Here is a 23,680-nt window from a genome sequence, read left to right as displayed (position 1 = left end):
TTACAATTCAATCATTGTTTATTCATGAATTTAGGCTAACTTGATGATATACTGGAGCATTCGCACTAAGCATCCGGAATACATGGAGGTATGGAAATGATCAGGTGGATCCAGAATGTATCGAAAAAATGGGTAATTACCGCCATCGCTATCATTGCGGTAATCACTGTTGTAGGAAGCTCTTTTATAGGCTGGGGTGGATTTGGATTACAGAGCTCGCAGGCCGCACAGCCTGCTGCACCAGGAGGAACACCACCAGCAGCCACAACTGCACCAGGAGCAGGCGGCCAGCAGCGCCCAGGCTCAGCAGCAGCTAGACAGTTTCCAGTAGAGACTCAATTAGTGACGATGGCAGAGGTCGGCGGCGGCCAGGTTTTTACCGGATCGATTACACCGATTTATACAACCAATATATCCTCCCGTGTGAGTGGCAGAGTAACGGAGCTTATGGTTAAAGCTGGAGACCGGGTTAAAACCGGGCAGGTTTTGGCCAGAATTGATACCAGTACCTTACAGCAGCAAATTGCCCAATCCGAAACTGCACTTGCCGTCAGTGCTGCTCAGCTACAGCGCACTGCCAATGACCAAACGAATAGTGCCATTACAGCGGAGAAACAATTAAACATCCAACGCGCTAACTTAGATAAGGCGATTACAGATCAACAAAATACGATTACTACAGCCAAACAGCAGCTTGCTCTTTCCCAGGCTAATTACAATAAAGCCATTAGTGATCAGCAAAACTCAATTTCCAATGCCAAGCAGCAGGTAGCTATTTCCCAACAGAACTTAAATAATGTGCAAAATACTTACAATACTACTTTAACTAACGCTCAAAATACATTAAATGCCCAGCAGGATACGACACAGACCTCACAGGTTAGCTCTAACAACTCCCTGGAATCGTTGCAGCTTGCATTGCAGCAAGCGCTTGTGGGTTATAACAACGTTCAGGCATCGGCAGGGAATCAAACAGCTCTGGATGCTGCTTTGCAAAAGGTTCAAACTGCACAGATGCAATTAGAACAAGCGAAACAAACAACGCCCAATTCGCTCAGTTCGGCAACAGCTTCCTTGTTAAAGGCACAAGGAGACTTAGCGGCTGCCCAAAGCTCGCAAACGATCCAAATTGCTCAAGAAACCTTAAATCGGGATACGATAGCTTTAGCGAATGCACAAAACACGTTATCCGTTATATTGGATACCAACCAACAAAGCTTACAAAAGGACCAGCTCTCCTATACCAATACGTTAGCGGCTCAGGATACGAATTTGAATGTAACCAAAGCCCAGGTAGCCCAGTCCGAGCAAGCTTTACAAACCGCGCTATCCACAGATGCGATAACGATATCCAATGCCCAATACGAGCAAGCACAAGCCAATCTGAGAATTCTTAGTGAGCAGCTTCAGGATGGAGTGCTTTCCTCTCCAGTTGATGGAGTTGTCACGGTGATCAGTGTTCCAGTTGGACAAAACGCAGGCACACAAGCTGCTATACTTTCGATTGCTGCACTCGATCCTACGCAAGCAACTGTTAATATTTCCGAAGCCAATATCGGAAAAATTAAAGTCGGTATGGAAATGAAGGTTACCATTCCTACCTTAAATAAAACCTTCAATGGCACGGTATCGGTGATCAAGCCATTACTTGATCCAGTTACTAAGGCATATAGTGTCGATATTAAAGTGGATGATCCTAATAAAGAGCTGCTGCCTGGTATGTTTGCCACATCCAGCTTGAAGACCGAAGGGCGCAAAGCCGTAATGGTTCCTGCTGACGCTGTTCTTAGCCAGCCAAGTGGCTCGGCGGCATTCGTCGTAGTGGATGGCAAAGCCAAAAAAGTTACGGTTAAGGTCGGAAGCTTGACGAGCGCCCTCTTCGAAATTACCAGCGGTTTAGTCGAAGGTGATGAGCTGGTTGTTAAAGGACAGGAGCTGCTTTCGGATAAAGCGGCTGTACAGATTGTAAAGCCTGGGCAGGATGCTCAGAAGCCGCAAGGTGCCGGGCAGCAAGGTGCCGGACAAGGCGCCCAACGCCAGCAGCAAGGTGGCCAAGGCGGAGCTGGCGCACAGCAGCAGGGTGCACAGCCTGGCGGCACGGCGCCGTCAAATGCGCCAGCATCAACTCCTGCTAATCCTGCCGGAACAGCACCCGGCCAAACAGGGAGAGCGGGTGGCGGTCAGTGAATTTAGCCAATTTCTCAGTTAACAGACCCGTTACGATTACGATGCTGATGATCGCGATGGTCATCGTCGGCTCAATCGCAGCGCCGCTCCTTCCGGTGGATTTATATCCCAATATGGATATTCCGACGGCTACGGTTTCAGTGAACTGGGCGGGGGCTTCCCCTGGGCAGGTAGAAACACAAGTAACGAAGCGAATAGAGGCCTCGATGGCCACCATTGCCAATGTGTCGTCCGTCACCTCAACCTCTCGAACGGGCGGCAGTAATGTCACGGTGCAGTTTAATTTTGGAACCGATATTAGCGACGCTACATTAACAATGAGGGATCGGCTGGATCGGGTCAGAAGGTCGCTGCCTACTGATGCCGATGCTCCTGTGGTATCACGCTCGGATCCGAACAGCCAACCGATAATGAGTATCGCGCTTTATGGCAATAGCGTGGATCTCGTCACTTTGCGGGATTTGGCAGATAACATTGTAAGCCCTGCAGTCCAACGAGCTGACGGGGTAGCCTCCGTAGGAGTTTCCGGCGGACGCACCCGACAAATTCAATTATTGCTGGATCAAAACAAGCTCACTCAATTTGGGCTGACCTTTAACCAAGTCACCTCAGCACTAAGCAACGACAACCAATCAACAGATGTTGGGTTTGTCTATAAAGGCGAGCAGCTTGTCCCTTTAAGCATTGCCGGCGAGTTCAAATCCGTCAGCGAAATTGAAATGGTTCGTGTCACATTAGGCCGAGGGCAATCGATTGCACTTGGCGAGCTAGGACAAATTATTGATACATATCAAGACGTAACCTTTGATTCGCGGCGTAATGGCGAGCAAAGCGTGGGGCTATCTATACTTAAACAATCGGACGGTAATACCGTCGCCGTTGCCAAAAATATCCGTAATGCGATGGAAGAGCTGCAAACCAAGCTTCCAGATGGAGTAAAGCTAGGCATCCTAAACGATTCTTCCAAATTTATTAGCAGCTCGATTAATACCGTTATTGAGCATACGCTTTTAGGCGCTATTTTTTCTGTCATTATATTAATGTTATTTTTGAACAGTATAAGAGCTACCCTAATTATTGGTGTCGTTATTCCCATTTCGATTATTAGTACATTCAGTATGATGTATTTCTCGCATCAAACGATCAATACGATTACGCTAGGTGGTTTAGCGCTTGGTCTCGGGTCGCTGGTTGACTTTGCTGTCGTTGTACTAGAGAGCATCTACCGTAAAAAAGCGGAAGGACTCTCGCCTATAGAAGCAGCCAAACAAGGAACCGCAGAGGTTGGGACTGCCGTATTAGCTTCGGCTTTAGCGCAAATCGCTGTTTTTGCCCCAACTATTTTTATTACAGGGGTTATCAAAAACTTTTTTGCTCCAATGGCTCTTACAGTTAGCTTCTCGCATATTGCTGCACTGATTGCAGCTATTACGCTAGTACCGATGCTTGCAGCTAAGCTTTTAAAGAAAGGCCATGAGGAAGAATTGCCCAAGGGGCGCTCCTACAACCCGGCTGTTTGGTTTGGTAGAGGGATGAACCGGTTTACCAATTTGTATGCAAACGTGCTTCGATGGTCACTAGGACATCGTTGGGTCATTTTGCTTGTCACCGTTAGTATGCTCGGGGGCAGTGTATATTTGACCAAATTTGTCGGGTCGGAGCTGACTCCCCGGACAGATGAAGGGCAGCTGTTCGTTAATATTTCATTGGCACAAGGGACGAAATTTGAAATTACGAATGCACTAGCGACTAAGGTCGAGACATTGATTAAAGACATTCCAGATATTGATTCCATCTTTACGAACGTCGGCAGTGCAGGCGGCGGCGCCTTCCAAAGTGCGTCCACCAATTCGGCGAATATATCAATCACCTTAAAGCCTATTGCCGAGCGGCAATTAAAGACTGAACAGGTTGTTGAGCAGATTCGTACCTTGACTGCTGGTAATCCAGGCGCACAAATTTCGGTTAACGCTCGTTCTTCCGTTCGTCTGCCAGGTATTGGCGGCGGAGGTGGTGCCGATATTCAAGTTAATCTCAATGGACCGGATATGGCTGTACTTAGTAAGCTTGGGGATATGGTTGCAGAGGAGCTGCGGGCAATCCCAACCTTAAGGAATGTACAGAACACGTTGGAACGTACGATTCCTGCGTATGAAATGACGATTGACCGTGATGCGGCAACGTATTATGGTATCTCCACTAGAGAGGTTATGACCTCCTTGCGTACAGCGTACCAAGGGGCGGTCGCCACCAATTTCAAAACAGGAGATACACAAATCGCGGTGCTCGTGAAATATCCGACAGAATTTACGAACAATTTGGAAAACCTGAATCAAATCGTATTAACGACAACGACAGGAACACAAATTCCGTTAAGTGCTATTGCCAAAGTCGTTCCTGCCTCGGGGCCTTCTCAAATTAGGCATATTAACCAGCAGCGCTTGACAACAGTTCAGGCCTTTGTAACAGGGGCGCCGGTTGGGGATGTATCGCTTCTTGTGCAGCAACGGTTGGATACGATTCAGCCGCCGGATGGTTATGCAATTTCATTAGGCTCGCAAGCCGATGCCAACAGCACGTTTAATAGCTTATATGTAATGCTGCTCTTATCGATTGTGTTGGTTTACATGGTTATGGCTGCGCAGTTTGAATCCTTGTATGGACCTTTCATTATTATGTTCTCCTTGCCTCCAACCTTTATTGGCGCGATTCTCGGTTTGTATTTAACCAATCGGACGATCAATATGAACTCGATTATGGGGATGATCATGCTCATTGGGATCGTGGTAAATAATGCCATTGTGTTAGTTGACTACACGAACCAGCTACGCAAGCGGGGTTATACACTTTATGATGCCTTAATCGAAGCGGCGAGAATCCGCTTGCGGCCTATCCTGATGACAACGGCAACAACAGTTCTTGCTATGGTGCCGCTTGTTATTGGCTTTGGTGAAGGAGCGGAATCGCAAGCCTCGATGGCGACCGTAGTAGCCTTCGGATTAACCATTTCCACTATGGTTACACTGTTGCTTGTCCCTGTCGTTTATACACTGATGGACGGCATGATGGATTTCTTTCGGAGCAAATGGAAGCGGCAAGCTCCTCCAGCCCCTCCAGCCCTGCCAGCCAAATAAAGGGAACAGCTAAGCTTAGCAGGGGATAACCGCACATTTCATAATGGAGGAGATTGGACAATGGTTCGAAACCGTTATAAACATAAGCCTACCGTTTTTGCAGAGGCAGAGAACTTACCTCGTAAGCAACCGCTTAAACGGTGGCTCACATATGCTCTTGTAGGCATACTCTTGGTTCAAGGCTTGACCTTATCTAGCGTTGCCTATACGGCCACCGCCTATGCTGCTGATTTAGCCGCGACAAGTGGAGACCCCCGAAACCCTTCTGAAGCTCTGCCTTCTGCTGGTACAGGTACGTCCTCACAGACGGGAACGGCCATCGCTTCGCTGGGAGATGCGCAAATTACAGGCGGATTAAGCCATACGGTAGCTCTCAAAAGCGATGGCTCCGTTTGGACATGGGGCGATAGCCTTCACGGTAAGCTAGGAACAGGTGCGGGTGTTTCACGTTATATCCCTACTCAGGTAAAGGAATTATTCGATATTACGGCCATATCTGCGGGGATGAACCACACCCTTGCGCTACGTAAAGACGGTACGGTCTGGGCTTGGGGTCAAAATAACGCGGGGCAATTAGGAGACGGAACCTTGAATGATAGTTTGGTTCCTTTCCAGATTGAAGATTTAAGTGATATTATTGCCATCTCTGCGGGAAGCAACCATTCGGTTGTGTTGAAGAAAGATGGGACAGTCATCACATGGGGAGATAATACGTATGGCCAATTGGGGAATTCAAACTTTGATAACAAATTGAAGCCTGAACAGCTATCGTATCCGATCAATGTCAGGGCCATCTCTTCAGGCTCTAACCATGTACTGGTGTTGCTGGATAACCAATTGGTCACAGCATGGGGAGATAATAGCTATGGCCAGGTAGGGGACATAGGCTCGAACGATAAGGTTAGTCGTCCAACCCTTGTTAATTTTACCCACGATACCGTCAAGATTGCTGCCGGAGGCAACTTCTCTGTCAGCTTGAAGGATGACGGCTATGTATATACTTGGGGCTATAATGCGTCTGGACAGCTTGGAAACGGCAATAAAACAGATAGAAATTTTGCCGCTGCTGTAATTGGGATCAATGATGCGGTCAGCATTGCCGCTGGGAACTCCCATGCGATGGCCCTGCATAAGGATGGTTTAGTCAGCACCTGGGGGCTTAATAACTATGGCCAGCTAGGGACAGGCGATTATAAGAACAGTGAAGTGAATGTCAAGGTCGAAGGCCTACGGAATGTAGCCTCGATCGGCGCTGGACTTTTCCATTCTATGGCAGTGAAGGCAGATGGTACGGTCTGGGCTTGGGGCAACAGCACCTTAGGCCAGCTGGGCGATGGAGCAGCTACAAGCCGTATTTTACCGGCATTGGTGCCGCGCTTTTTTCTAAGTGTACAGGCTCTCGATCCATCCGTCCCTAGCTTTGTCGGAAACACGCAGTCAAGGAAGCTTGTCTCAGGCGACAGCTTCACGATGGTTTTGAAAAACAATAAGCTTTGGAGCTGGGGAGAGAACACTTTCGGGCAGCTGGGTTTAGGGAAAATTGGCAATATGAATAATCCTAATGCTGTTGAAGGAATAGGAACGATTACGACTTTGGCCTCGGGTACCGGACACGCTTTGGCGCTAAAGGCGGATGGTACGGTATGGAGCTGGGGCTTAAACCTTAACGGCCAGCTAGCCGACAATGGGTCTGCCAATAAGAACGCACCTTCGGCTGCCCTGCTCTTAGACAATGTAACGGATATTGCAGCCGGAAATTCGTTTACCCTTGCCTTAAAGAAGGATGGAACCGTGTGGGCTTTGGGTGACAATACATTTGGTACATTAGGGGATGGAACCTCCAATCCAAGCACAAAGCCCGTAGAAATCCCTGGACTGAAGAGGATCCAAGCAATCGCAGCAGGCTACAACCATGCTTTAGCTTTAGCCAGTGATGGTAGCGTTTGGGCATGGGGAGATAATATCAACGGGCAAATTGGCGATGGTACATTATCTGTAAGGCGTACAGCGGTTCAGCTTATAGGTATAAGCGATATCAAGGCAATCGCGGCAGGACGCAACCATTCGCTTGCATTGAAATCAGATGGAACCGTATGGGCTTGGGGCTACAACGGATTCGGCCAAATTGGCGACGATTCTACCACTAACCGGCTAACTCCTTTGCAGCTTGGCGGGGTGTATGATGTAAAAGCGATTGCGGGAGGCAGCTACCACTCCCTGGCAGTAAAAAAAGATGGAACCGTATGGGCTTGGGGGCTCAATGCATTTGGCCAGCTAGGAGACAATACGGAGCAGAATCGGAAGCTGCCCGTCCAAGCGCAGGGAATCCGTGGAGCCGAGACGGTTGCGGCAGGAAGCGCACATTCGGTGGCGATGTCGGCGGATGGAACGGTTTGGACTTGGGGAGGCAATACGACTGGCCAGCTAGGGGATGGTACTTACAAAAACCGTAATATCCCGACTAGTATCGCTGGTTTTACAAGCGGATTTGGTGATACAAGTGGCCACTGGGCAGCTTCTATGATTGCATCGGCAATCGAAAAAGGGTACACAGACGGATATCCCGATGGTACCTTCAAGCCGGAGGCTACAGTGACTCGAGCTGAATTTGCCAAGCTGGTGGCTGTGGCCGTAAATCTTCCAGTAGCGCAAGCGACTGAAGGGCTGTTGTGGTACCAGCCTTATGTGGATGCGCTTGTAAGATCGGGCTATTATGGGACATTGGAAACGATGGTGGACTGGGATGCACCCATAACCCGTTTGGAGCTTGCCAGAATTTCCGTTCGAGCTACGAATAAAGATGTGCAAACCGCGGCTTCAATAAGCAATGATCCCGATGCGATGCTGTCAGCTGTAAAAAAAGGGATCCTGCAAGGCTTGAATAACGGAGAGCTGGCGCCTCAAGCAACGACAACACGAGCGCAAGCTGTAACGATCATCGATCGGATACTTTCCATCCATAATGGAGCCGTCCTTCCTGTTGACGAATTGGCGGTCAAAAACGCCGAGGTTAAGTAAAACATGGCCTTGGCAACAACGAAAATTATAGTAGAAGGGCGCTCCTCAGGGAGTGTCTTTTTTGATAGGTGGATTCGAAATAAAAAAATCCCCCACTTTGTCATCAAAGTAAGGGGGATGAATATGAATTGGAAAAACCTCCCGATAATTCCTCCACGCATATATCTATATTTAAGCGGAAAAAGCGGGAGGATTTCCTTGTAGTTTAGAACCTTTATTTACCTACGCTGGCTATCACCATTGGATCCGGCTTGCCGAGGAATTTCCAGAACGTGCCTCCGAGCAAATCGTCGACATCACGGCGAATTTCTTCCTCTTCCAGGCGCCAGCCTGCTGAGAATAGATCCACATATTTTTCGCTTAACACCTTGGCGATAATTTCACGGGAATGGTCCCATTTGTAGAGCAATTGGTCGAGTATGCGGCAATCGGAATGCTGCGGAATCATGCTGCCGCCCAGTAGTTCAAAGCGCATCCGCGTAATTTCCTCGATCAGGCTCGGATTGTTCAGGAACCACCAGCAGCCGAAGATCAACAGGTTGCGGTTTTTTCGCGCGGTGACGGCAAGCTCATGCTGGTTTTCACGGGACAGCATTGTCACGAGAAACTTGACATCTTGATACTTGCTGACAATGCGCTCGACAGTACCGATATCGCTTTTGCCTAAGCTGTCTCCAGCGCTTTGCAACGAAGGATTCACCTGGCGTTTCACACCAATCATCATGGCAAAAGGAATGTCGACTTCCCGGGCGACTGGGACGATGCACTCATCAATAATGCGTACTCGCGCCGAATCCTCCGGATAAGCAAAATCATTCGGCAGCGAAACTGCCATATATAGAGGATTTATCCTTGCGATCCAATCCTTCAGGAAGCGGCGTATTTCGGATAGGGTTGTCTCGGACAAATCGGCCGTAACCTTATAGCCTTGCTCCGCCAGCCTGCTCCAGCTTGTATCCCAAGCATTAAGCAAAGGATCAATCCGTAAAGCCGCCAGAAACCTCGGATCTTGGGGATGGTTCTGCGCCCATTTCTCCCGCTCGAAGCTATCAAAGGGATCGTTAGTCATGACAACGGTTTTGACCTTGGCGAGCTCTAAAATGCGTGAGATATAATCCTGCGCGCTAACGCCTTTGTAATATTCGCGGTAAGTTGCCAGATCGCGAGTGCTTAGATCAAAACCAAGCCGATTTAAAACGGTTACAACACCACGGCAAGCTTCGCTGTATGGGGAGTGGTCAATAAACAGGGTTTGCCAAATCAAATCGGCCTGCTCCTGCTTACCCATTGCCCAGAAGGCTTCATAGGACAGGTTAGGACTGAAGCGGAACGTTTCGGCTACCAGATAATGGTAGGTCAATAAATCGTCTACGCCCCATAACAGCAAGTCGCCAAAGGATTCTGCGAACAAGTGCGTGTGAATGTCGGTAACCTGGGTATTCGTAACCGTTTCCTTTACAAAAGTAATGAGTTCTTCTTTAGATTGAATGGCCATAAGATTGGAACCTCCCGCAATATAAGTTTATGTTAACGTGAACAATGAACGTATTATATCATTAAATTGACTATAGGCATATACACATTCCAATCCAACCTTCATGACATAACCTATAACAGGAAAAAAATATAGTGATGGGAGCCTATGTGAATGAATAAGCTGACGAACTTGATTTTGATCCTGGTTTTGTTTCTATTGCTGCTGATCCTATTATGGATGACTATATAAAACGGTATGAGAGGATGCATCGCAGTGTTTCACTATATCAATACGAAAGCCTTGTGGATGCCGCTACAGGGCTTTTAAGCATGGCCTCAGGTATAGTTTTCTGGTAAAACTACATACTAACTTGTAAAAAAGGGAGGATAAGCGCATGGACAAGGCTATGATTTCTCCTATATTGGCGAACAACTTATTGCAAATGAAACAAATTTTCAGCGATTGCAACGACATTGAGATCATGGAGTGCAGCTATGGCCCTGAGCTTTGTTATTCTGCTTTTTCGATTCACTACAAATCGTTGGCTCCAGAATTGAAAATCAACTTTTTGAAACAGTCGTTGCAGGATTTAGTTACATATGAGGTAGGACCGGCAACTGCTGTGACAGTAGAGCAGGTTATCCAATTTTTCAGCAACTATGGGGTATCCGCACAAAATGCGATGTTATTGATGGATTTCCAAACAGCGCTAGAGCATATTAAGGATGGAAATTTGGTTATTTTTTTCGACTCCTGGGAGCATGTATTAAGCTATAAGACAGGAACAGTGGAAAAACGGCCGGTTTCCGAGCCTACCAATGAAGCTGTCGTCCAAGGACCCCGCGAAAGCACGGTAGAGAGCTTGAACAAAAATATCGGCCTGCTGCGTTGTCGCCTAACCACACCGAAATTCAAGCTTAAATCTATTAGAGCGGGAGGCGAAACCCAAACTGAGGTTATTTATGGATATTTAGAAGGCACGGTTAACCCGGAGACCTTGGCTAATTTTGAAAACAGGCTCGCGGTCATTCCCGACTATGAGGTGCTTGAAACCTCTTATGTGGAGGAAATGTTAGAGGATTCGCCTTATTCGCCATTTCCTCAATTCCGTTACACCGAACGGCCAGATACGGCAGTCGCTGCGATGCTCGATGGTAAAATCATATTGCTCGTACAAGGAACAGGCTCCATATTAATTTGCCCTGGACTATTTGCCGAATTCCTCCAGTCTAGCGAGGATTACTACCAACGAACAGTGATTTCCACGATGGTACGGTTTTTGCGTCTTGCCGCATTTTTTATGTCACTTATTTTACCCAGCACCTATATCGCTCTTTCCAATTTCCATCCAGAGCTAATTCCAACTGTCCTGCTGCTGGCCATTGTTGATGCTAGGGAGGGCATTCCTTTTCCGACGCTTTTTGAAGCCTTAATTATGGAGTTCTTTTTCGAGCTCTTACGTGAAGCGGGGATAAGATTACCACGTCCGATTGGCTCGGCTGTATCGATAGTAGGGGCATTAGTTATTGGCGAGGCCTCCATTAATGCCGGTATCGCCTCACCGATTATGGTTGTGATCGTTGCTGCCACAGGAATTGCCTCATTTGGGCTGCCCCAATATACCATTTCAACGGCGTTACGTATTTTGCGGTTTCCGCTCATGTTCTTATCCTCCATGCTAGGAGGCTTTGGCTTGATGCTTGGCTTACTTTGCATTTTGCTTCATCTGACTTGCCTTCGCTCGTTGGGGCAGCCTTATTTGGCGCCATTGGCACCTTGGAGATTTAGCCAGTTCAAGGATGTATTCGTTCGCGCGCCACTGAAAACGCTGTTGCGCTCACCGAGGAATCGCCATACACATAAGCAGCTGCTGAAATGATAATGGGAAGTGAGTGAGAGGAATGAATCGCTATGCAGTAATTTTCCTATTGCTCTGCATGTGCTGCTTAAGTGGGTGCTGGAGCAAGGCTGAGCTGACGGAACGAGGTTTTGTGATGGGGGTTGCTCTTGACCAATCCAAGCCTGGCATGATTGACCTTACTGTCCAAATTTACAAGCCTACCCAATCCGGCTCTGTAAAAGGCGGAGAAGAAGGCTTATCGTATGTCAATATCCATACTAGTGATGATAGCTTGTTTGAAGCCATTCGCGACATTCCCTTGCACCTTGGCAGAAGTGCCCAATGGAGCCATATGCGAGTAGTGGTCATAGGTGAGCAGTTGGCGAGGTCTGCGAATTTGAACACGTTGCTAGATTACTTTTACAGGGATCATGAGCCGCGGCTCACCTCCTCGATCGTCATTACAGAGGGGCATGCCAGCGAATACTTGAGTATGAAGCCACTGGTTGAGAAAACATTGAGCCAGCAAATGCTCAGGGTGAAGAAATCAGGCACCTTCTTTTCTGGGAAAACGGAGGATACGACACTTCTGACCTTGGGAAAGCAGCTTAAAAGCGAGTCTGGAGACGCTACCATAGCTTATGTTTATAAAAGCCCCTATAGGCCAGAAAAGGAAACGACACCAGTTGCCGGAGTAGCGCTGATCCATAAAGGGAAAATGGAAGGGGTGTTAAATTCCAAAAATACCGAGGGGCTGCTGCTGCTGAAAAATCAATATAAAACAGGCATTATTGAGCTTCCCTGTGAGAACCAGCCGGTTCAAAGGCAGGAGTCCTTTGAGATTATTTCGACTCGTACGATCATCAGATTGGTTGTAAAGGATGAACAAATATCCGCGCATGTGAAGGTTGCTGTAGAAGGAGCAATTGGAGAGCTGAGCTGCTCCAAGGTAACGATGGTGGAGGAGGAGCATATTTTTGATGCCCGTGTTGAGAAGGAGTTGGAGCAACAAATAAGTCGAACGGTTGCTTGGCTACAAAAAAACAAAATGGATTCGATCCATTTAAGCAGCATCTTGTACCGTCAAAATCCGCAGCTTTGGAAAAGCTGGAAGGACGATTGGGAGGAGAGGTTTGCACAAATCCCTTTCACCTATGAGATTCAGGCTACAGTGGTAACATCGGGAACGATGATCGGGGAATCCATGCATTAAGTGGCAGAGACTAATAATTGTGGCCGCAGCTACTGCTGGCAAGGAGGCAAATGATGGCAGAACGAATTTTGCTGATGTTTCTCGTATATGCGCTCATACTGCTCCGCGATTATAAAAGGCTGTCTGGTCCGTTTAACTGGAGGGAGCAGGGGGTTTATCTCTTGCTTATAGCCATCACTTTATATTCAGCCATTAGTTACATGCTTCAGCTAAAGCTGCCTTTTATTTATGAGGCAGCCGAGGCAGTGTTTGCCGTACCCGCTAAGAAGGTGGCCGCGTGGCTACTAACAGCCGTTTCCTAAGCCTATCCGCAAAAAGAGGTGTACATCAGTGGCGCATAATAAGGATAAAATCAGCTCGAATCAGTTAGCTATCCTGCTATTTAGCTATTTAACCGGCTCCGCCATTGTTAATGTTCCCGGACCGATCATTGCCTTAGCTAAAAATGATGCATGGTTATCACTGCTGTTGGCTTTATGCGGGGGATTTCTAATATTACTAGGGATGCTTTACTTAAACCGTTTATATCCCGAGCAAGGCTTTATAGAAATGAGCAGCCAAATCGTAGGCCGTCCTGGGGCAATAGGATTAGTATGGTTAATTATCCCATTTGCCTTTCATTTATGTACAGGCATTTCACTCGATATAGGCCTGTTTCTGAAAAGCTCTTTAATGAGAGAAACACCGCTTTATATTTTTTGTGGATTTATATTTGGGTTAGCCGCAATAACAGTCCGCTGCGGTATTGAAGTCATAGCGCGTATGTTCACTTTACTCGTAGTGATCGTCATGCTGTTCACGATATCGGTCTGGCTGCTAGCTGTCCCGGATTATGAGCCCATTATGCTTTTACCGGTTATGCCGAATGGACTAGCGCCAGTGCTGCATGGAGCGTATTCTAGCTTTGGTTTTCCGTATGGTGAAATGGGCATATTTTTGTTTTTATTTAGCTATGTTCGCAGTGATGAGCAATCGAAGCTGAAGAAGCCGCTTTTGATCGCTTTGCTATTAAATGGGGTAACCTTGATTTTTTCGATTTTAAGCACGATTATGATATTTGGACCGATGGCTGGTGAGCGGAAATATTCACTGTTTGAAGTGGCGCGAGTGGTTGAGGTGCAGGAAATTATTCAGCGGATTGAGTCTGTAATCGGAATGTCTTTAATAGCCGGCTCCTATATGAAGGTAACGATCGCCTTGTTTATTCTTAATAAAGCCTTTACGGAGCTTTTTAAGCCTCGAGAGCCTTGTTTCTTTGTTTATCCCTTAACGTTAGTTTGCTATTTAATGGCGATTAATTTTAAAGGAGATACCCGCTGGGTATACTTTGTTTCTGTGATTCACCCCTTGTGGGTCACCTTGATACTAACCTCGCCTATCCTTATTCTTGTAATTGTAGCGAAAATCAAACGATGGATTCATCCGATTCCATAATAAAAAGCCTTGCATACCTTTAGAGGCTATGACAAGGCTTTTTGGCTACCTTTGCTTTGCTGGATTTATTAGAAGCCCTTGTATTGTGGCTCCTCGTTTTCCAATTGCTGTACACGACCGCTAATTTGATCAACAACTTGTTGGGTGGTTTGAGCGGCTTGCTCAAACATTTGCTTGGCATCTTGATTTTGTGTGCTGAGAGCAAATGTTTCAAAGTTGGCTTGTGCACTTTTTAAGGAAGCTAGTGTGGTTTTAACATCGGATGCAACTGTCATGGTTTTTCACCTCCCGTGTTTCCTTGCTTCATTATTTGCACAAATCGTTTTTATATTCTGAGATTATTTGGAATGATAAGTATAGGGGCATATGTAAATAATAGTTGTTAACAAAAGATTTACTTAAGTGGGAGGCGAGAATTGTACATGTCCTCAAAAACGAAACAAAAGATGACCTCGACGCAGAAGGAGTATCAGGATCTTGCCAAAAGAAACGAGCCTGCACGTCCAGTCTTAAAAAATTGTATACGGGCATTTCTAGTAGGGGGCTTTGTTTGTATAATCGGGCAAGCATTAACGGAAATGTTCGTTCATGGGTTCGGTTTTACAGCGGAGAAGGCAGGTAATCCGACCGTAGCTGTGCTTGTCTTATTATCAGTCATTCTTACTTGCTTTGGTGTATATGACAAGATAGCACAGTGGGCTGGTGCAGGTTCGGCCGTTCCGGTTACGGGATTTGCCAATTCGATGTGTTCAGCGGCGCTTGAGCATAAGAGCGAAGGGATGGTATTAGGTGTTGGCGGTAATATGTTTAAATTAGCAGGATCTGTAATAGTATTCGGGATTACTGCCGCTTTTGTAGTGGGATTGGTCCATTGGATTTTAGGGATAGGAGGATGAAGCATGCTTCAGGGGCACCAAAGCTGGAAATTTGACAATCGTCCCGTCATTATAGGGACTTCTACGGTTGTAGGTCCTGAGGAGGGCTCTGGACCGCTCGCTGATGATTTTGATATTATTCATGGCGATAAGATCTTGGGGCAGGATAGCTGGGAGCAAGCGGAATTAGTGCTTTTGAATGAAGCCTGCAAGCTGGCTATAGAAAATGCTGGTTTGACGAAGGAGCAGGTGCAGTTTTTTATTGGCGGCGATCTGATGAACCAAATTATTACGAGCACCTTTGCCGCGCGCACGCTGGCCATACCTTATATTGGCATTTTTGGGGCATGCTCGACCTCGATGGAGGGGCTGGCAATCGCTTCTATGATGATCGATGCCGGCTATGCCCACTACGCAATGGCTGGCACATCCAGCCATAACTGCACGTCGGAGAAGCAATTCCGTTATCCGACGGAATATGGCTCCCAGAAGCCGCCGACTGCACAATATACCGTAACGGGTGCAGGAGCAGCCGTTGTATCGAATAGCGGCAAGGGACCAGTCGTCACAGGTGCGACCATTGGGCGTGTGATCGATATGGGCATTAAGGATCCGTTTAATATGGGGGCAGCGATGGCTCCGGCAGCAGTGGACACGATGCAAGCACATTTTAGGGACTTCGACCGTGAGCCCGGCTATTATGACCTGATCGTAACAGGAGATCTGGCAGAGGTTGGCTATGACATTGCGAATGAGTTGCTGGCCAAGCATAAGGTACCGATCGAGCAGACGATTTATCGGGATTGCGGCTTGATGATTTATGATCGTGAGAAGCAGCCCGTTATGTCAGGGGGCAGTGGCTGTGGCTGCTCGGCTACAGTCACCTATGGGCATATTCTCAAAAAAATCATCAAAGGCGAATATAGCAAGGTATTGGTTATCGCAACAGGCGCTTTGTTATCGCCGCTGTCCTTTCAGCAAGGGGAAAGTATCCCCTGTATTGCACATGCAGTAGCTATTGAAAGCGGGGTGAATTAGATGGAAACTGCCATGAAATTTGTTTGGGCTTTTATTGTTGGCGGCGGCATCTGCGTAATCGGGCAAATTCTGATGGATGTGGGTAAGCTGACACCTGCACATACAATGAGCACCTTGGTGGTGAGCGGTGCGGTGTTGGATGGGATTGGCTGGTATGATCCGATCATCCGCTTTGCCGGAGCGGGTGCTACCGTGCCGATTACCAGCTTTGGTAATGCGCTTGTCCACGGGGCGTTGCAGGAGTTGAGGGAGGATGGCCCCATTGGTATTATAACGGGCATTTTTAATGTCACAAGCGCAGGTATTTCCTCGGCGATTATTTTTTCCTTCCTAGCCGCACTGGTTTGTCGGCCCCGTGGTTAATTAAAAAAATAAATGCAACCGTTTGTCGGTTTAGAGCGTATACTTTATAGGGACTGATTGCTCAAGGGGCTTGCCCCTTGGGTTTTTTTGCTTTGCAATGGCTTAAAATGTGTAATTTTACAAACAAATTTAGCGCATTTGCACGTATACTACTTTTTTTTATTCCTGTAAAATAGAGTCAGAATTACTTAGCCCAACTATCTCATACAATCCAAGGAGGAGCAGGAATATGGAGGCTATCGTTAGTGAAGATATCGGGATGCTAAAGCGCATTCAAGCGAATTTGGAGTCTTGCATCCTTGGCAAAACAGATGAAATTAAGTTGCTTTTAACTGCCATGTTAGCAGGTGGCCACGTATTATTGGAAGACGTACCTGGTACTGGTAAAACCGTTCTTATTAAATCTTTAGCCAAATCCATCCACGGGCAGTTTCGCCGTATCCAATGTAATCCTGATTTACTTCCCACCGATATTACAGGCGTTTCCATATACCACCCCAAGGATGAAGTATTCATTTTTCGTCCAGGCCCCATTATGACCCACATTTTATTAGCGGATGAAATCAACCGGGCAACCACCAAAACCCAATCTGCTTTATTAGAGGCCATGGAAGAAAGACATATTACCGTTGACGGAGAAACGCACGAGCTCCCACAGCCGTTTATGATGCTGGCTACACAAAACCCGATTGATTTTGAAGGCACTTATATGCTCCCAGAAGCACAGCTGGACCGGTTTATGATGAAGTTTAGCTTGGGGTATCCCGATGAAGCCACAGAAACCAAAATGATTATCTCGCAAAGCGTTGTCCATCCGTTGGATAATTTAGAGCCAGTAGCGGATATCTCACAAATTTTAGCGATCCAGCAACGCACCAAACGCGTTCATCTCGATGATGCGGTTGCAAGCTACCTCGTGTCTATCACGAGGCAAACACGCGAGCACGCCTCATTATTTCTTGGTGCAAGCCCGCGGGCTACTTTGGCATTGGTTCAGGCGTCTAAAGCCTATGCATTGCTTCATGAACGGGATTATGTAATCCCGGATGACATTAAGTTCCTCGCTCCATATGTGCTGGGGCATCGCCTCATTCTGAATGCTGAAGCCCGAATGGATGGTGCTACGGTGCAATCCGTATTGCAGTCGGTGTTTCAACAGGTGAGAGTACCCGTACGAATGGAGAAGTGAGCCGGATGAGAGAAGCCATCGTTCAGAAGCTTACGGAAATTCCAAATATGAGCAGACAATTTTGGGCAGTACTGCTTAGCTTGCTGGGTAGCCTTGGTTTTTTATTGTTCCAAGGCGGCAAGCTTGCGCTGATGCTCTTTGTGATTATATTGGTTTTGAGTGTTTACTTATTGCTTGGACAATGGAGCGGCATCAAACGAACACAAGGAGCGCGAGCTCTGCAGAATGCTGAGGCTAGTGGCATGCTGGAAGCGGGAAGCTCGCTTTCTGTAGCTATTCAATTACAAATTCCAGGATTTTGGCCGATCCCGTATATTTTCGTTAAGGATCGTTTAACTCATAAAAATGGCAGTGAGCTCGCCTTTGAATCGACCATTGTTCCTGACTGGAGACGCAGGGGAGAATGGGAATATCGAACTCCTGCCTTACGCAGAGGATCTTATACATTTGGTGCGACTGAATGTGTGACCGAGGATATTTTTGGACTATTCGAGCACCGAGGCACATTGAGACTGCCAAGTAGTATTGTTGTTCTACCACAAACCATACAAATCCGTGAATGGCAGCAATACCATCAAATGATGAAGGGGACTAATCATCATTCGACCACGACTCGCGCTGTGCGGGAAACCACGCAAATTAATGGTGTGCGCGAGTACATATACGGAGATCGCCTCTCACGTATCCATTGGAACGCGACAGCAAAAACCGGCACATGGAAATCGAAGGAATTTGAACGGGAGTCCTTGCCCAAAACTTATTTGATCTTAGACCGCAATCGTAAAGCTTACGAGAACCCGGATGATTTTGAATTGTCGGTTTCCGTTGTAGCCTCCTTATTTCAATATGGAGCTGGGCGAAGCCTTGCCCTAGGCTTGGTCTCAACAGGTGCTGATGATATGTATTTTGAGCCTAAGCCCGGACAAAACCAGCAAAAAGCTGTACAGCAGCATTTTATTCACGTAGAAGCGGACGGAACCTATAGCTTGCGCCAGGTGCTTAGAGAGAAAGTGCAGAATCTTGTGCCTGGCAGCTTTATTACGATCATTACACCGCAATATGGCGAACCGGTTGTGCAAATTTTTAATTGGCTGAAGCAGTTACAGCTAAACCCTTGCCATTTATGGATTAATCCGATTGCTAACGATAAGGAAGCTTGGTTGAAGAGGCTGCATTCCATCGGCGTAATGGGGTATGCGATTCATAACTTGCAAGAACTTCCGGTGGTACTAGGAGGGAGAAGCGGATGAGCGGTATCGTTGTGGAAAAGAAAGCATTGTGGCGGCGATTGTTGTTGAGTGATTGGACACATCGCCTTAGCGTATTATTGGTTGGTTTGTTTTTACTGCAATTTGTAATTTGGATCACCAAGGAAAATGGGTTATGGCTTCCTGAAACGGTGCGGATCGTCCAATTAACTTTACTGGTTACGTTTCTTTTGGAGCATGTTCCCAAGCTTCATTGGATCATAAGAGGGCTCTTGCAGTTAATGGCTGTCATCACGCTTAGCTCCCGCGTACTGCAGAGCACTGGGGTCATAGAAAATGTAACCTTATCGAGCTATTTTTCATCGCAATTATTTCTGAATTTATACCAGCTTACCCCTTATCTATGGTTTGCGTTAAGTGCGTGGGTCATTTATCTCGCATTGATTTGGTGGGTAGAAGTGAAATGGCGCGTTTATTTGCTTATGATTGTTAGTGTGCTTGGAATGTGTATCCGTGATTCGTTCTCTAACGTTTATTTATGGCCGCAGGTAGCGATGGTTCTTGGCTGCGGGCTGTTTCTCTTAATATTATGCCATTTCCAGCAGCTTCGCCGTAAAGATCCGACCGCATGGAGCTATCTTGCAGATTATCCCACATCGATCGCGGTTCCTGTTATTTCATTGGTCTGTTTAACGTTATCGATTGGCTCGATTATGCCAGAGGTAAGCCCGGTATTGACCGATCCTTATACAGCCTGGCGCAATTACCAGGGTCAGCCTGTCAATTTCACTACGGGCAAAGGTGTTGAAGTCGCTACAGCTATAACTACAGGAGATGCCTCCTCGGGCTATAGCCGTAACGATACCGCTTTAGGCAGTGGCTTCGAATTCGACTTCACACCAGTGATGACTGTTGACACGACACATCGGAGTTATTGGCGTGGGGAAACAAGAGCGCTCTATAACGGTAAAGGCTGGGAGCTAGGGGATAGTGACCGACGTGCCCAAGTGACGAATGTTCGTGCCGATGCAATTCTTGCAACCGACCCCAAGGCAGCAGGAAGCAAATTAAAAACAGTTGAGATCACGCAAAACGTCACGATTTTGTCCGAGGAAACCTATCCGGTGTTATTCGGAGCGCTCAATATTCAAAAGGTCGTCGATATGAGTGGTGTGAAAACAGGCCTGGAAACCTTGCTTTGGGCTCCGACCCAATCTGAGCTTCGTTTCAATGAGTCACAGCGGCAAGCCTTTCCCAAATCCTATACGGTAGTTTCTCAAATGCCCATTATTAATGAAGAGGAATTGCGCTTAGCACCTAATGACCTGCCTAACCGCGCAGAGCTCACTGAATACTTGCAAGTTCCCGAAAATATGCCGAATCGTGTGCGGTTATTAGCCGCAGAAATTACGAAGGATACATCCAATCCTTATGATAAAGCGAAAAAAATCGAGCAATATTTACGTCAAACGTATCCATATACGAACAAGCCGGATCTGACTAAAGGACGGAGCCGAGATTTTGTAGACCGGTTTTTGTTCGAAATCAAGGAAGGCTATTGTGATTATTTCTCCTCGGCTATGGCCGTATTGGCCCGATCCTCCGGACTGCCTACTCGTTGGGTGAAAGGTTATGCATCGGGAGCTACTGCAATGCCAGAAGAATATTTGGGGATGTCGGAAGAGCAAGGGCTTTTAGATCCTGATGCTGCAGGTGTGTACACCGTGCGTAATGCCGATGCCCATTCATGGGTAGAAGTGTATTTCGCAGGTTATGGTTGGGTACCCTTCGAACCAACTTCAGGTTTTTTACTGCCGCAGGCAGCACAAACGGTCGAAACGGTCATCGATCCTGCGACCTTGCCGGATGCTCCGGTTACGGTTGAGGAAACAGCTAGCTTCACGAGTCCTGGCCATATAGCTGGGATTACTGGGATCGTAATATCGGTTGCAGCTTTAATCGTTTTTCTGTTTTGGAAGCTGCAGGTGATGGATTTGATCCGTGAGCGTGTTGAGCGGCGTAGAGCCTCTTTGTTGAAGCAGAAGGTGATAGTGGAATGCGAACGTATGTTGCGCATTTGTCGACGTAATGGGTATACACGAGATGAGCATGAAACTTTACGTGAAGCAACCAGCAGATGGATCAAGCAAAGCAAATGGATGAAAGCAGATTTGGAGCAGGTATTAACCATTTTCGAAAAGGCCAAATACAGCAATGCCGAGATTACCGAAACCGATTTTCAGAGTACGACACAAATTGTTGAAAAGCTTCGATCACAATTTTAACCGTTTTGTCAAGAAAAGCCTGGCAGCTAGCTGCCAGGCTTTTCTTGTTACTGAAATGGTTTTAAGATAACAGGGGGAGTGTGCTATAATGATAAAAGATTCGAAAGTTAGCTAGCTTCAGTTTAGATATGGAGGTAGACGAACTAAGGAGGTAGAGACGTCATGAACATACAACAGGAGCTTGAGAAAATTAATCAGCAGCTGATCAGAAGCCAATATAAAATGACGCATCAGCGTGAAGCAACGATAAGAATTTTGCTTGAAAATGAGGAAGACCACCTGAGTGCGGAGAAAGTATATATGCTTGTGAAAGAGAAAAATGAAAACATCGGTCTTGCTACGGTATATCGTACTTTAGAGCTTTTGTGTGACCTGCATATTGTTGAAAAAATGAATTTTGGCGACGGTGTATCACGCTATGATCTAAGAAGTGATGAGCATGAGCATATGCACCATCACATGATTTGCCAGATCTGTTTAGAAGTGAAAGAAATTAAGGATGATTGGCTTAAAGAGATCGAGCTTCGCGTACAGAAGGAATATGGCTTTAAAGTAAGCGACCATCGCCTCGACTTTATGGGCGTTTATAATAATTGCAATGGAAAAGATTGCAAAAAAGAAGATAAGCTGCTGGCGTAACGGCTCCAAAGCTGGATAAGCTTCCAAAGCCGTGTCTATTTGAGGCCGATTTGGAGGCTTTCCCTTGTTTATGGATTAATATTTTGCTACAACTAACAGGCTATGGTATAGTTTGACGTATGTTCATATGCTCGTTTTGGGGTGATTTGTTTGTTGAAAAGGCTACTTCCACAATTACAGGTAAATACGATCTATGATATTGATCTGAATGATTTATGGAGCAAGGGCATCCGTGGCATCATTACAGACCTCGATAATACCTTGGTAGGAGCCAAGGCACCATTAGCAACGCCGGAGCTGATTGAGTGGTTGAAGGTCGTCGCGCAGATGGGCTTTCAGGTTGTAATTGTGTCTAATAATAACAAGCTGCGGGTAACCAAATTCGCGGAGCCACTGCTATTGCCTTTTATTTATCGCGCTAAAAAGCCGACAAGCGCCGCATTTCATAAAGCTTTAGGCATGATGAAGCTGCTGCCGAACCAGACGATGGTCATTGGCGACCAAATGATGACGGATGTGCTGGGCGGCAACCGGATGGGGTTATATACGGTTCTGGTGCTTCCGATCGCAAGACAGGATGAAGGCATTTTTACAAAGATTGTGAATCGCTCTATTGAGAAAGTAGCAACAACTTGGATGAAAAGGTAGGTAAACCATGACAGAAACGATTTCTGAAACAAAGGCTTGTACCGGCTGTGGTGTTAAGTTGCAGACGGAGCATGCTGAGAAGCTAGGCTATGTGCCAGCGCAAGCATTGGATCGTTCACCGATCATCTGCCAGCGCTGTTTTCGCATGAAGAATTATAACGAGTCCTCCGGTATCACATTAGACCATAATGATTTCATCAAGTTGCTTAGCCATATAGGCTATACCAAGTCATTAGTTGTCAACATTGTTGACATTTTCGATTTCGAGGGCAGCCTTATTAGTGGCTTGCCACGTTTTGTTGGCGATAACCCGATTGTGCTGGTCGTCAATAAGATCGATCTGCTGCCGAAGGTAACCAATTACAATAGGATTGTGAATTGGGTGCGCAAAGAGGCGAAGGAGTTTGGTTTAAAAGTAGTCGAGGTTGTGCTGTGCTCCGCTAAGCAAAATATGGGATTTGACCGTGTACTTGCGGCGCTTGACGAGCATCGTGGCGGACGCGATATTTATGTCGTGGGAGCGACCAATGTAGGGAAATCCACATTGATTAACCGCTTGATTCGCGACTATAGCGACATTGAAGCGGAATTGACCACATCGCAATATCCAGGTACGACGCTCGATCTGGTAAAAATTCCGATGGATGATGGCACCTTTATTATCGATACACCCGGCATTGTGTATCCTCATCGGCTGACGGAGCTTGTCAGCAAGCAGGATTTAGTAACGCTGATGCCGGATAAAGGGGTTAAGCCTCGTGTTTTCCAGCTTAATGCCCAGCAAACCTTGTTTTTTGGGTCGTTTGCCAGATTTGATTTTATCCAGGGCGAGCGGCAGTCCTTCACGTTTTATGTGTCCAATGCATTGCCTGCGCACCGAACGAAGCTGGAAAATGCGGATCATCTTTATGCCGAGCATAAGGGCGTTATGCTGACACCTCCAACGCTCGAAGCTTTAGAGCTAATGCCGAAGCTGACCAAATATCCCGTGCGTATTCCGAAGGGCAAAATGTACGATGTTTCGATCTCTGGCTTAGGCTGGGTCAAGGTAAACAGTGATAGCGGTGCCGATCTGGCTATTCATGTGCCCAAGGGTGTGAAGGTAGCCGTTCGCGAATCTATGATTTAGGAG

General features: G+C 46.8%; 18 protein-coding genes. 16 read left to right on the top strand and 2 right to left on the bottom strand.

The features are described 5' to 3' along the window. Window positions 1-96: 96 nt before the first annotated feature. From G9U52_RS14280 to G9U52_RS14270, 3 genes are read left to right on the top strand one after another with little or no spacing between them, the layout of a single operon-like run. Entirely contained in the window at window positions 97-2,187 is a 2,091-nt protein-coding gene (locus G9U52_RS14280; RefSeq protein ID WP_166150533.1) for an efflux RND transporter periplasmic adaptor subunit, read from the top strand. Continuing rightward, on the top strand, window positions 2,184-5,321 hold the full coding sequence (locus tag G9U52_RS14275; protein ID WP_166150531.1) for an efflux RND transporter permease subunit: 3,138 nt from the start codon (window positions 2,184-2,186) through the stop codon (window positions 5,319-5,321). Before G9U52_RS14280 ends, G9U52_RS14275 begins: the two co-directional genes overlap by 4 nt. A 60-nt stretch (window positions 5,322-5,381) precedes the next feature. Further along, complete coding sequence (locus G9U52_RS14270; protein WP_166150529.1) at window positions 5,382-8,339, top strand: RCC1 domain-containing protein; 2,958 nt, start codon at window positions 5,382-5,384, stop codon at window positions 8,337-8,339. 214 nt (window positions 8,340-8,553) lie between these two features. Here the strand turns inward: G9U52_RS14270 and G9U52_RS14265 are convergent, their stop codons facing one another. Continuing rightward, a complete protein-coding gene (locus G9U52_RS14265; protein ID WP_166150527.1) occupies window positions 8,554-9,834 on the bottom strand; it encodes a glucuronate isomerase in 1,281 nt (426 codons plus the stop codon). 376 nt (window positions 9,835-10,210) lie between these two features. Between G9U52_RS14265 and G9U52_RS14260 the strand changes: the two genes are divergently transcribed. From G9U52_RS14260 to G9U52_RS14245, 4 genes are read left to right on the top strand one after another with little or no spacing between them, the layout of a single operon-like run. Next, window positions 10,211-11,695 (top strand): spore germination protein, encoded by a 1,485-nt coding sequence (locus G9U52_RS14260; protein WP_243767324.1) that lies wholly within the window; start codon window positions 10,211-10,213, stop codon window positions 11,693-11,695. A 22-nt stretch (window positions 11,696-11,717) separates the two neighbouring features. Beyond that, window positions 11,718-12,869, top strand: coding sequence for a Ger(x)C family spore germination protein (locus G9U52_RS14255; RefSeq protein ID WP_166150525.1), 1,152 nt, complete (start codon window positions 11,718-11,720; stop codon window positions 12,867-12,869). 50 nt (window positions 12,870-12,919) lie between these two features. Further along, on the top strand, window positions 12,920-13,171 hold the full coding sequence (locus G9U52_RS14250; RefSeq protein WP_207952953.1) for a hypothetical protein: 252 nt from the start codon (window positions 12,920-12,922) through the stop codon (window positions 13,169-13,171). 28 nt (window positions 13,172-13,199) lie between these two features. Further along, window positions 13,200-14,303 (top strand): GerAB/ArcD/ProY family transporter, encoded by a 1,104-nt coding sequence (locus G9U52_RS14245; RefSeq protein WP_166150521.1) that lies wholly within the window; start codon window positions 13,200-13,202, stop codon window positions 14,301-14,303. Between the two features lie 68 nt (window positions 14,304-14,371). On the opposite strand, the gene G9U52_RS14240 is transcribed toward G9U52_RS14245, so the two are convergent. Continuing rightward, window positions 14,372-14,578, bottom strand: coding sequence for a DUF1657 domain-containing protein (locus G9U52_RS14240; protein ID WP_166150519.1), 207 nt, complete (start codon window positions 14,576-14,578; stop codon window positions 14,372-14,374). A 147-nt stretch (window positions 14,579-14,725) separates the two neighbouring features. On the opposite strand from G9U52_RS14240, the gene spoVAC reads away from it, so the two are divergent. The 9 genes from spoVAC to yqeH all read left to right on the top strand — a co-directional run bounded on the left by spoVAC (window position 14,726) and on the right by yqeH (window position 23,677). Further along, window positions 14,726-15,199: a stage V sporulation protein AC gene (gene spoVAC / locus G9U52_RS14235; protein WP_166150517.1), complete on the top strand. Its 474-nt coding sequence runs from the start codon at window positions 14,726-14,728 to the stop codon at window positions 15,197-15,199. A 3-nt stretch (window positions 15,200-15,202) separates the two neighbouring features. Next, window positions 15,203-16,216: a stage V sporulation protein AD gene (spoVAD, locus tag G9U52_RS14230; protein WP_166150515.1), complete on the top strand. Its 1,014-nt coding sequence runs from the start codon at window positions 15,203-15,205 to the stop codon at window positions 16,214-16,216. A 12-nt stretch (window positions 16,217-16,228) separates the two neighbouring features. Next, window positions 16,229-16,579 carry a stage V sporulation protein AE gene (gene spoVAE, locus G9U52_RS14225; RefSeq protein WP_166150513.1) on the top strand — a complete coding sequence of 117 codons (351 nt, stop codon included), beginning with the start codon at window positions 16,229-16,231 and terminating at the stop codon, window positions 16,577-16,579. 229 nt (window positions 16,580-16,808) lie between these two features. Then, window positions 16,809-17,768, top strand: a complete 960-nt coding sequence (locus G9U52_RS14220; protein ID WP_166150511.1) for an AAA family ATPase — start codon at window positions 16,809-16,811, stop codon at window positions 17,766-17,768. A 5-nt stretch (window positions 17,769-17,773) separates the two neighbouring features. Next, complete coding sequence (locus G9U52_RS14215; RefSeq protein WP_166150509.1) at window positions 17,774-19,018, top strand: DUF58 domain-containing protein; 1,245 nt, start codon at window positions 17,774-17,776, stop codon at window positions 19,016-19,018. Continuing rightward, window positions 19,015-21,261, top strand: coding sequence for a transglutaminase TgpA family protein (locus G9U52_RS14210; protein WP_166150507.1), 2,247 nt, complete (start codon window positions 19,015-19,017; stop codon window positions 21,259-21,261). Before G9U52_RS14215 ends, G9U52_RS14210 begins: the two co-directional genes overlap by 4 nt. 162 nt (window positions 21,262-21,423) lie before the next feature. Beyond that, entirely contained in the window at window positions 21,424-21,900 is a 477-nt protein-coding gene (fur, locus tag G9U52_RS14205; protein ID WP_207952952.1) for a ferric iron uptake transcriptional regulator, read from the top strand. A 150-nt stretch (window positions 21,901-22,050) separates the two neighbouring features. Then, a complete protein-coding gene (locus G9U52_RS14200) occupies window positions 22,051-22,548 on the top strand; it encodes a YqeG family HAD IIIA-type phosphatase (RefSeq protein WP_166150506.1) in 498 nt (165 codons plus the stop codon). Between the two features lie 7 nt (window positions 22,549-22,555). Beyond that, window positions 22,556-23,677, top strand: a complete 1,122-nt coding sequence (yqeH, locus tag G9U52_RS14195; protein WP_166150504.1) for a ribosome biogenesis GTPase YqeH — start codon at window positions 22,556-22,558, stop codon at window positions 23,675-23,677. The last annotated feature ends 3 nt before the right edge of the window (window positions 23,678-23,680 follow it).

Source organism: Paenibacillus agricola, from assembly GCF_011440305.1.
Lineage (GTDB): Bacteria > Bacillota > Bacilli > Paenibacillales > NBRC-103111 > Paenibacillus_S > Paenibacillus_S agricola.
This window is presented reverse-complemented; position numbering and strand designations above follow the sequence as displayed.

Coding starts and splice junctions, on each gene's coding strand:
- G9U52_RS14280 (WP_166150533.1), top strand. CDS start 97: ATGATCAGGTGGATCCAGAATGTATCGAAAAAATGGGTAATTACCGCC.
- G9U52_RS14270 (WP_166150529.1), top strand. CDS start 5,382: ATGGTTCGAAACCGTTATAAACATAAGCCTACCGTTTTTGCAGAGGCA.
- G9U52_RS14265 (WP_166150527.1), bottom strand. CDS start 9,834: ATGGCCATTCAATCTAAAGAAGAACTCATTACTTTTGTAAAGGAAACG.
- G9U52_RS14260 (WP_243767324.1), top strand. CDS start 10,211: ATGGACAAGGCTATGATTTCTCCTATATTGGCGAACAACTTATTGCAA.
- G9U52_RS14255 (WP_166150525.1), top strand. CDS start 11,718: ATGAATCGCTATGCAGTAATTTTCCTATTGCTCTGCATGTGCTGCTTA.
- G9U52_RS14250 (WP_207952953.1), top strand. CDS start 12,920: ATGATGGCAGAACGAATTTTGCTGATGTTTCTCGTATATGCGCTCATA.
- G9U52_RS14240 (WP_166150519.1), bottom strand. CDS start 14,578: ATGACAGTTGCATCCGATGTTAAAACCACACTAGCTTCCTTAAAAAGT.
- spoVAC (WP_166150517.1), top strand. CDS start 14,726: ATGTCCTCAAAAACGAAACAAAAGATGACCTCGACGCAGAAGGAGTAT.
- spoVAD (WP_166150515.1), top strand. CDS start 15,203: ATGCTTCAGGGGCACCAAAGCTGGAAATTTGACAATCGTCCCGTCATT.
- spoVAE (WP_166150513.1), top strand. CDS start 16,229: ATGAAATTTGTTTGGGCTTTTATTGTTGGCGGCGGCATCTGCGTAATC.
- G9U52_RS14220 (WP_166150511.1), top strand. CDS start 16,809: ATGGAGGCTATCGTTAGTGAAGATATCGGGATGCTAAAGCGCATTCAA.
- G9U52_RS14215 (WP_166150509.1), top strand. CDS start 17,774: ATGAGAGAAGCCATCGTTCAGAAGCTTACGGAAATTCCAAATATGAGC.
- G9U52_RS14210 (WP_166150507.1), top strand. CDS start 19,015: ATGAGCGGTATCGTTGTGGAAAAGAAAGCATTGTGGCGGCGATTGTTG.
- fur (WP_207952952.1), top strand. CDS start 21,424: ATGAACATACAACAGGAGCTTGAGAAAATTAATCAGCAGCTGATCAGA.
- yqeH (WP_166150504.1), top strand. CDS start 22,556: ATGACAGAAACGATTTCTGAAACAAAGGCTTGTACCGGCTGTGGTGTT.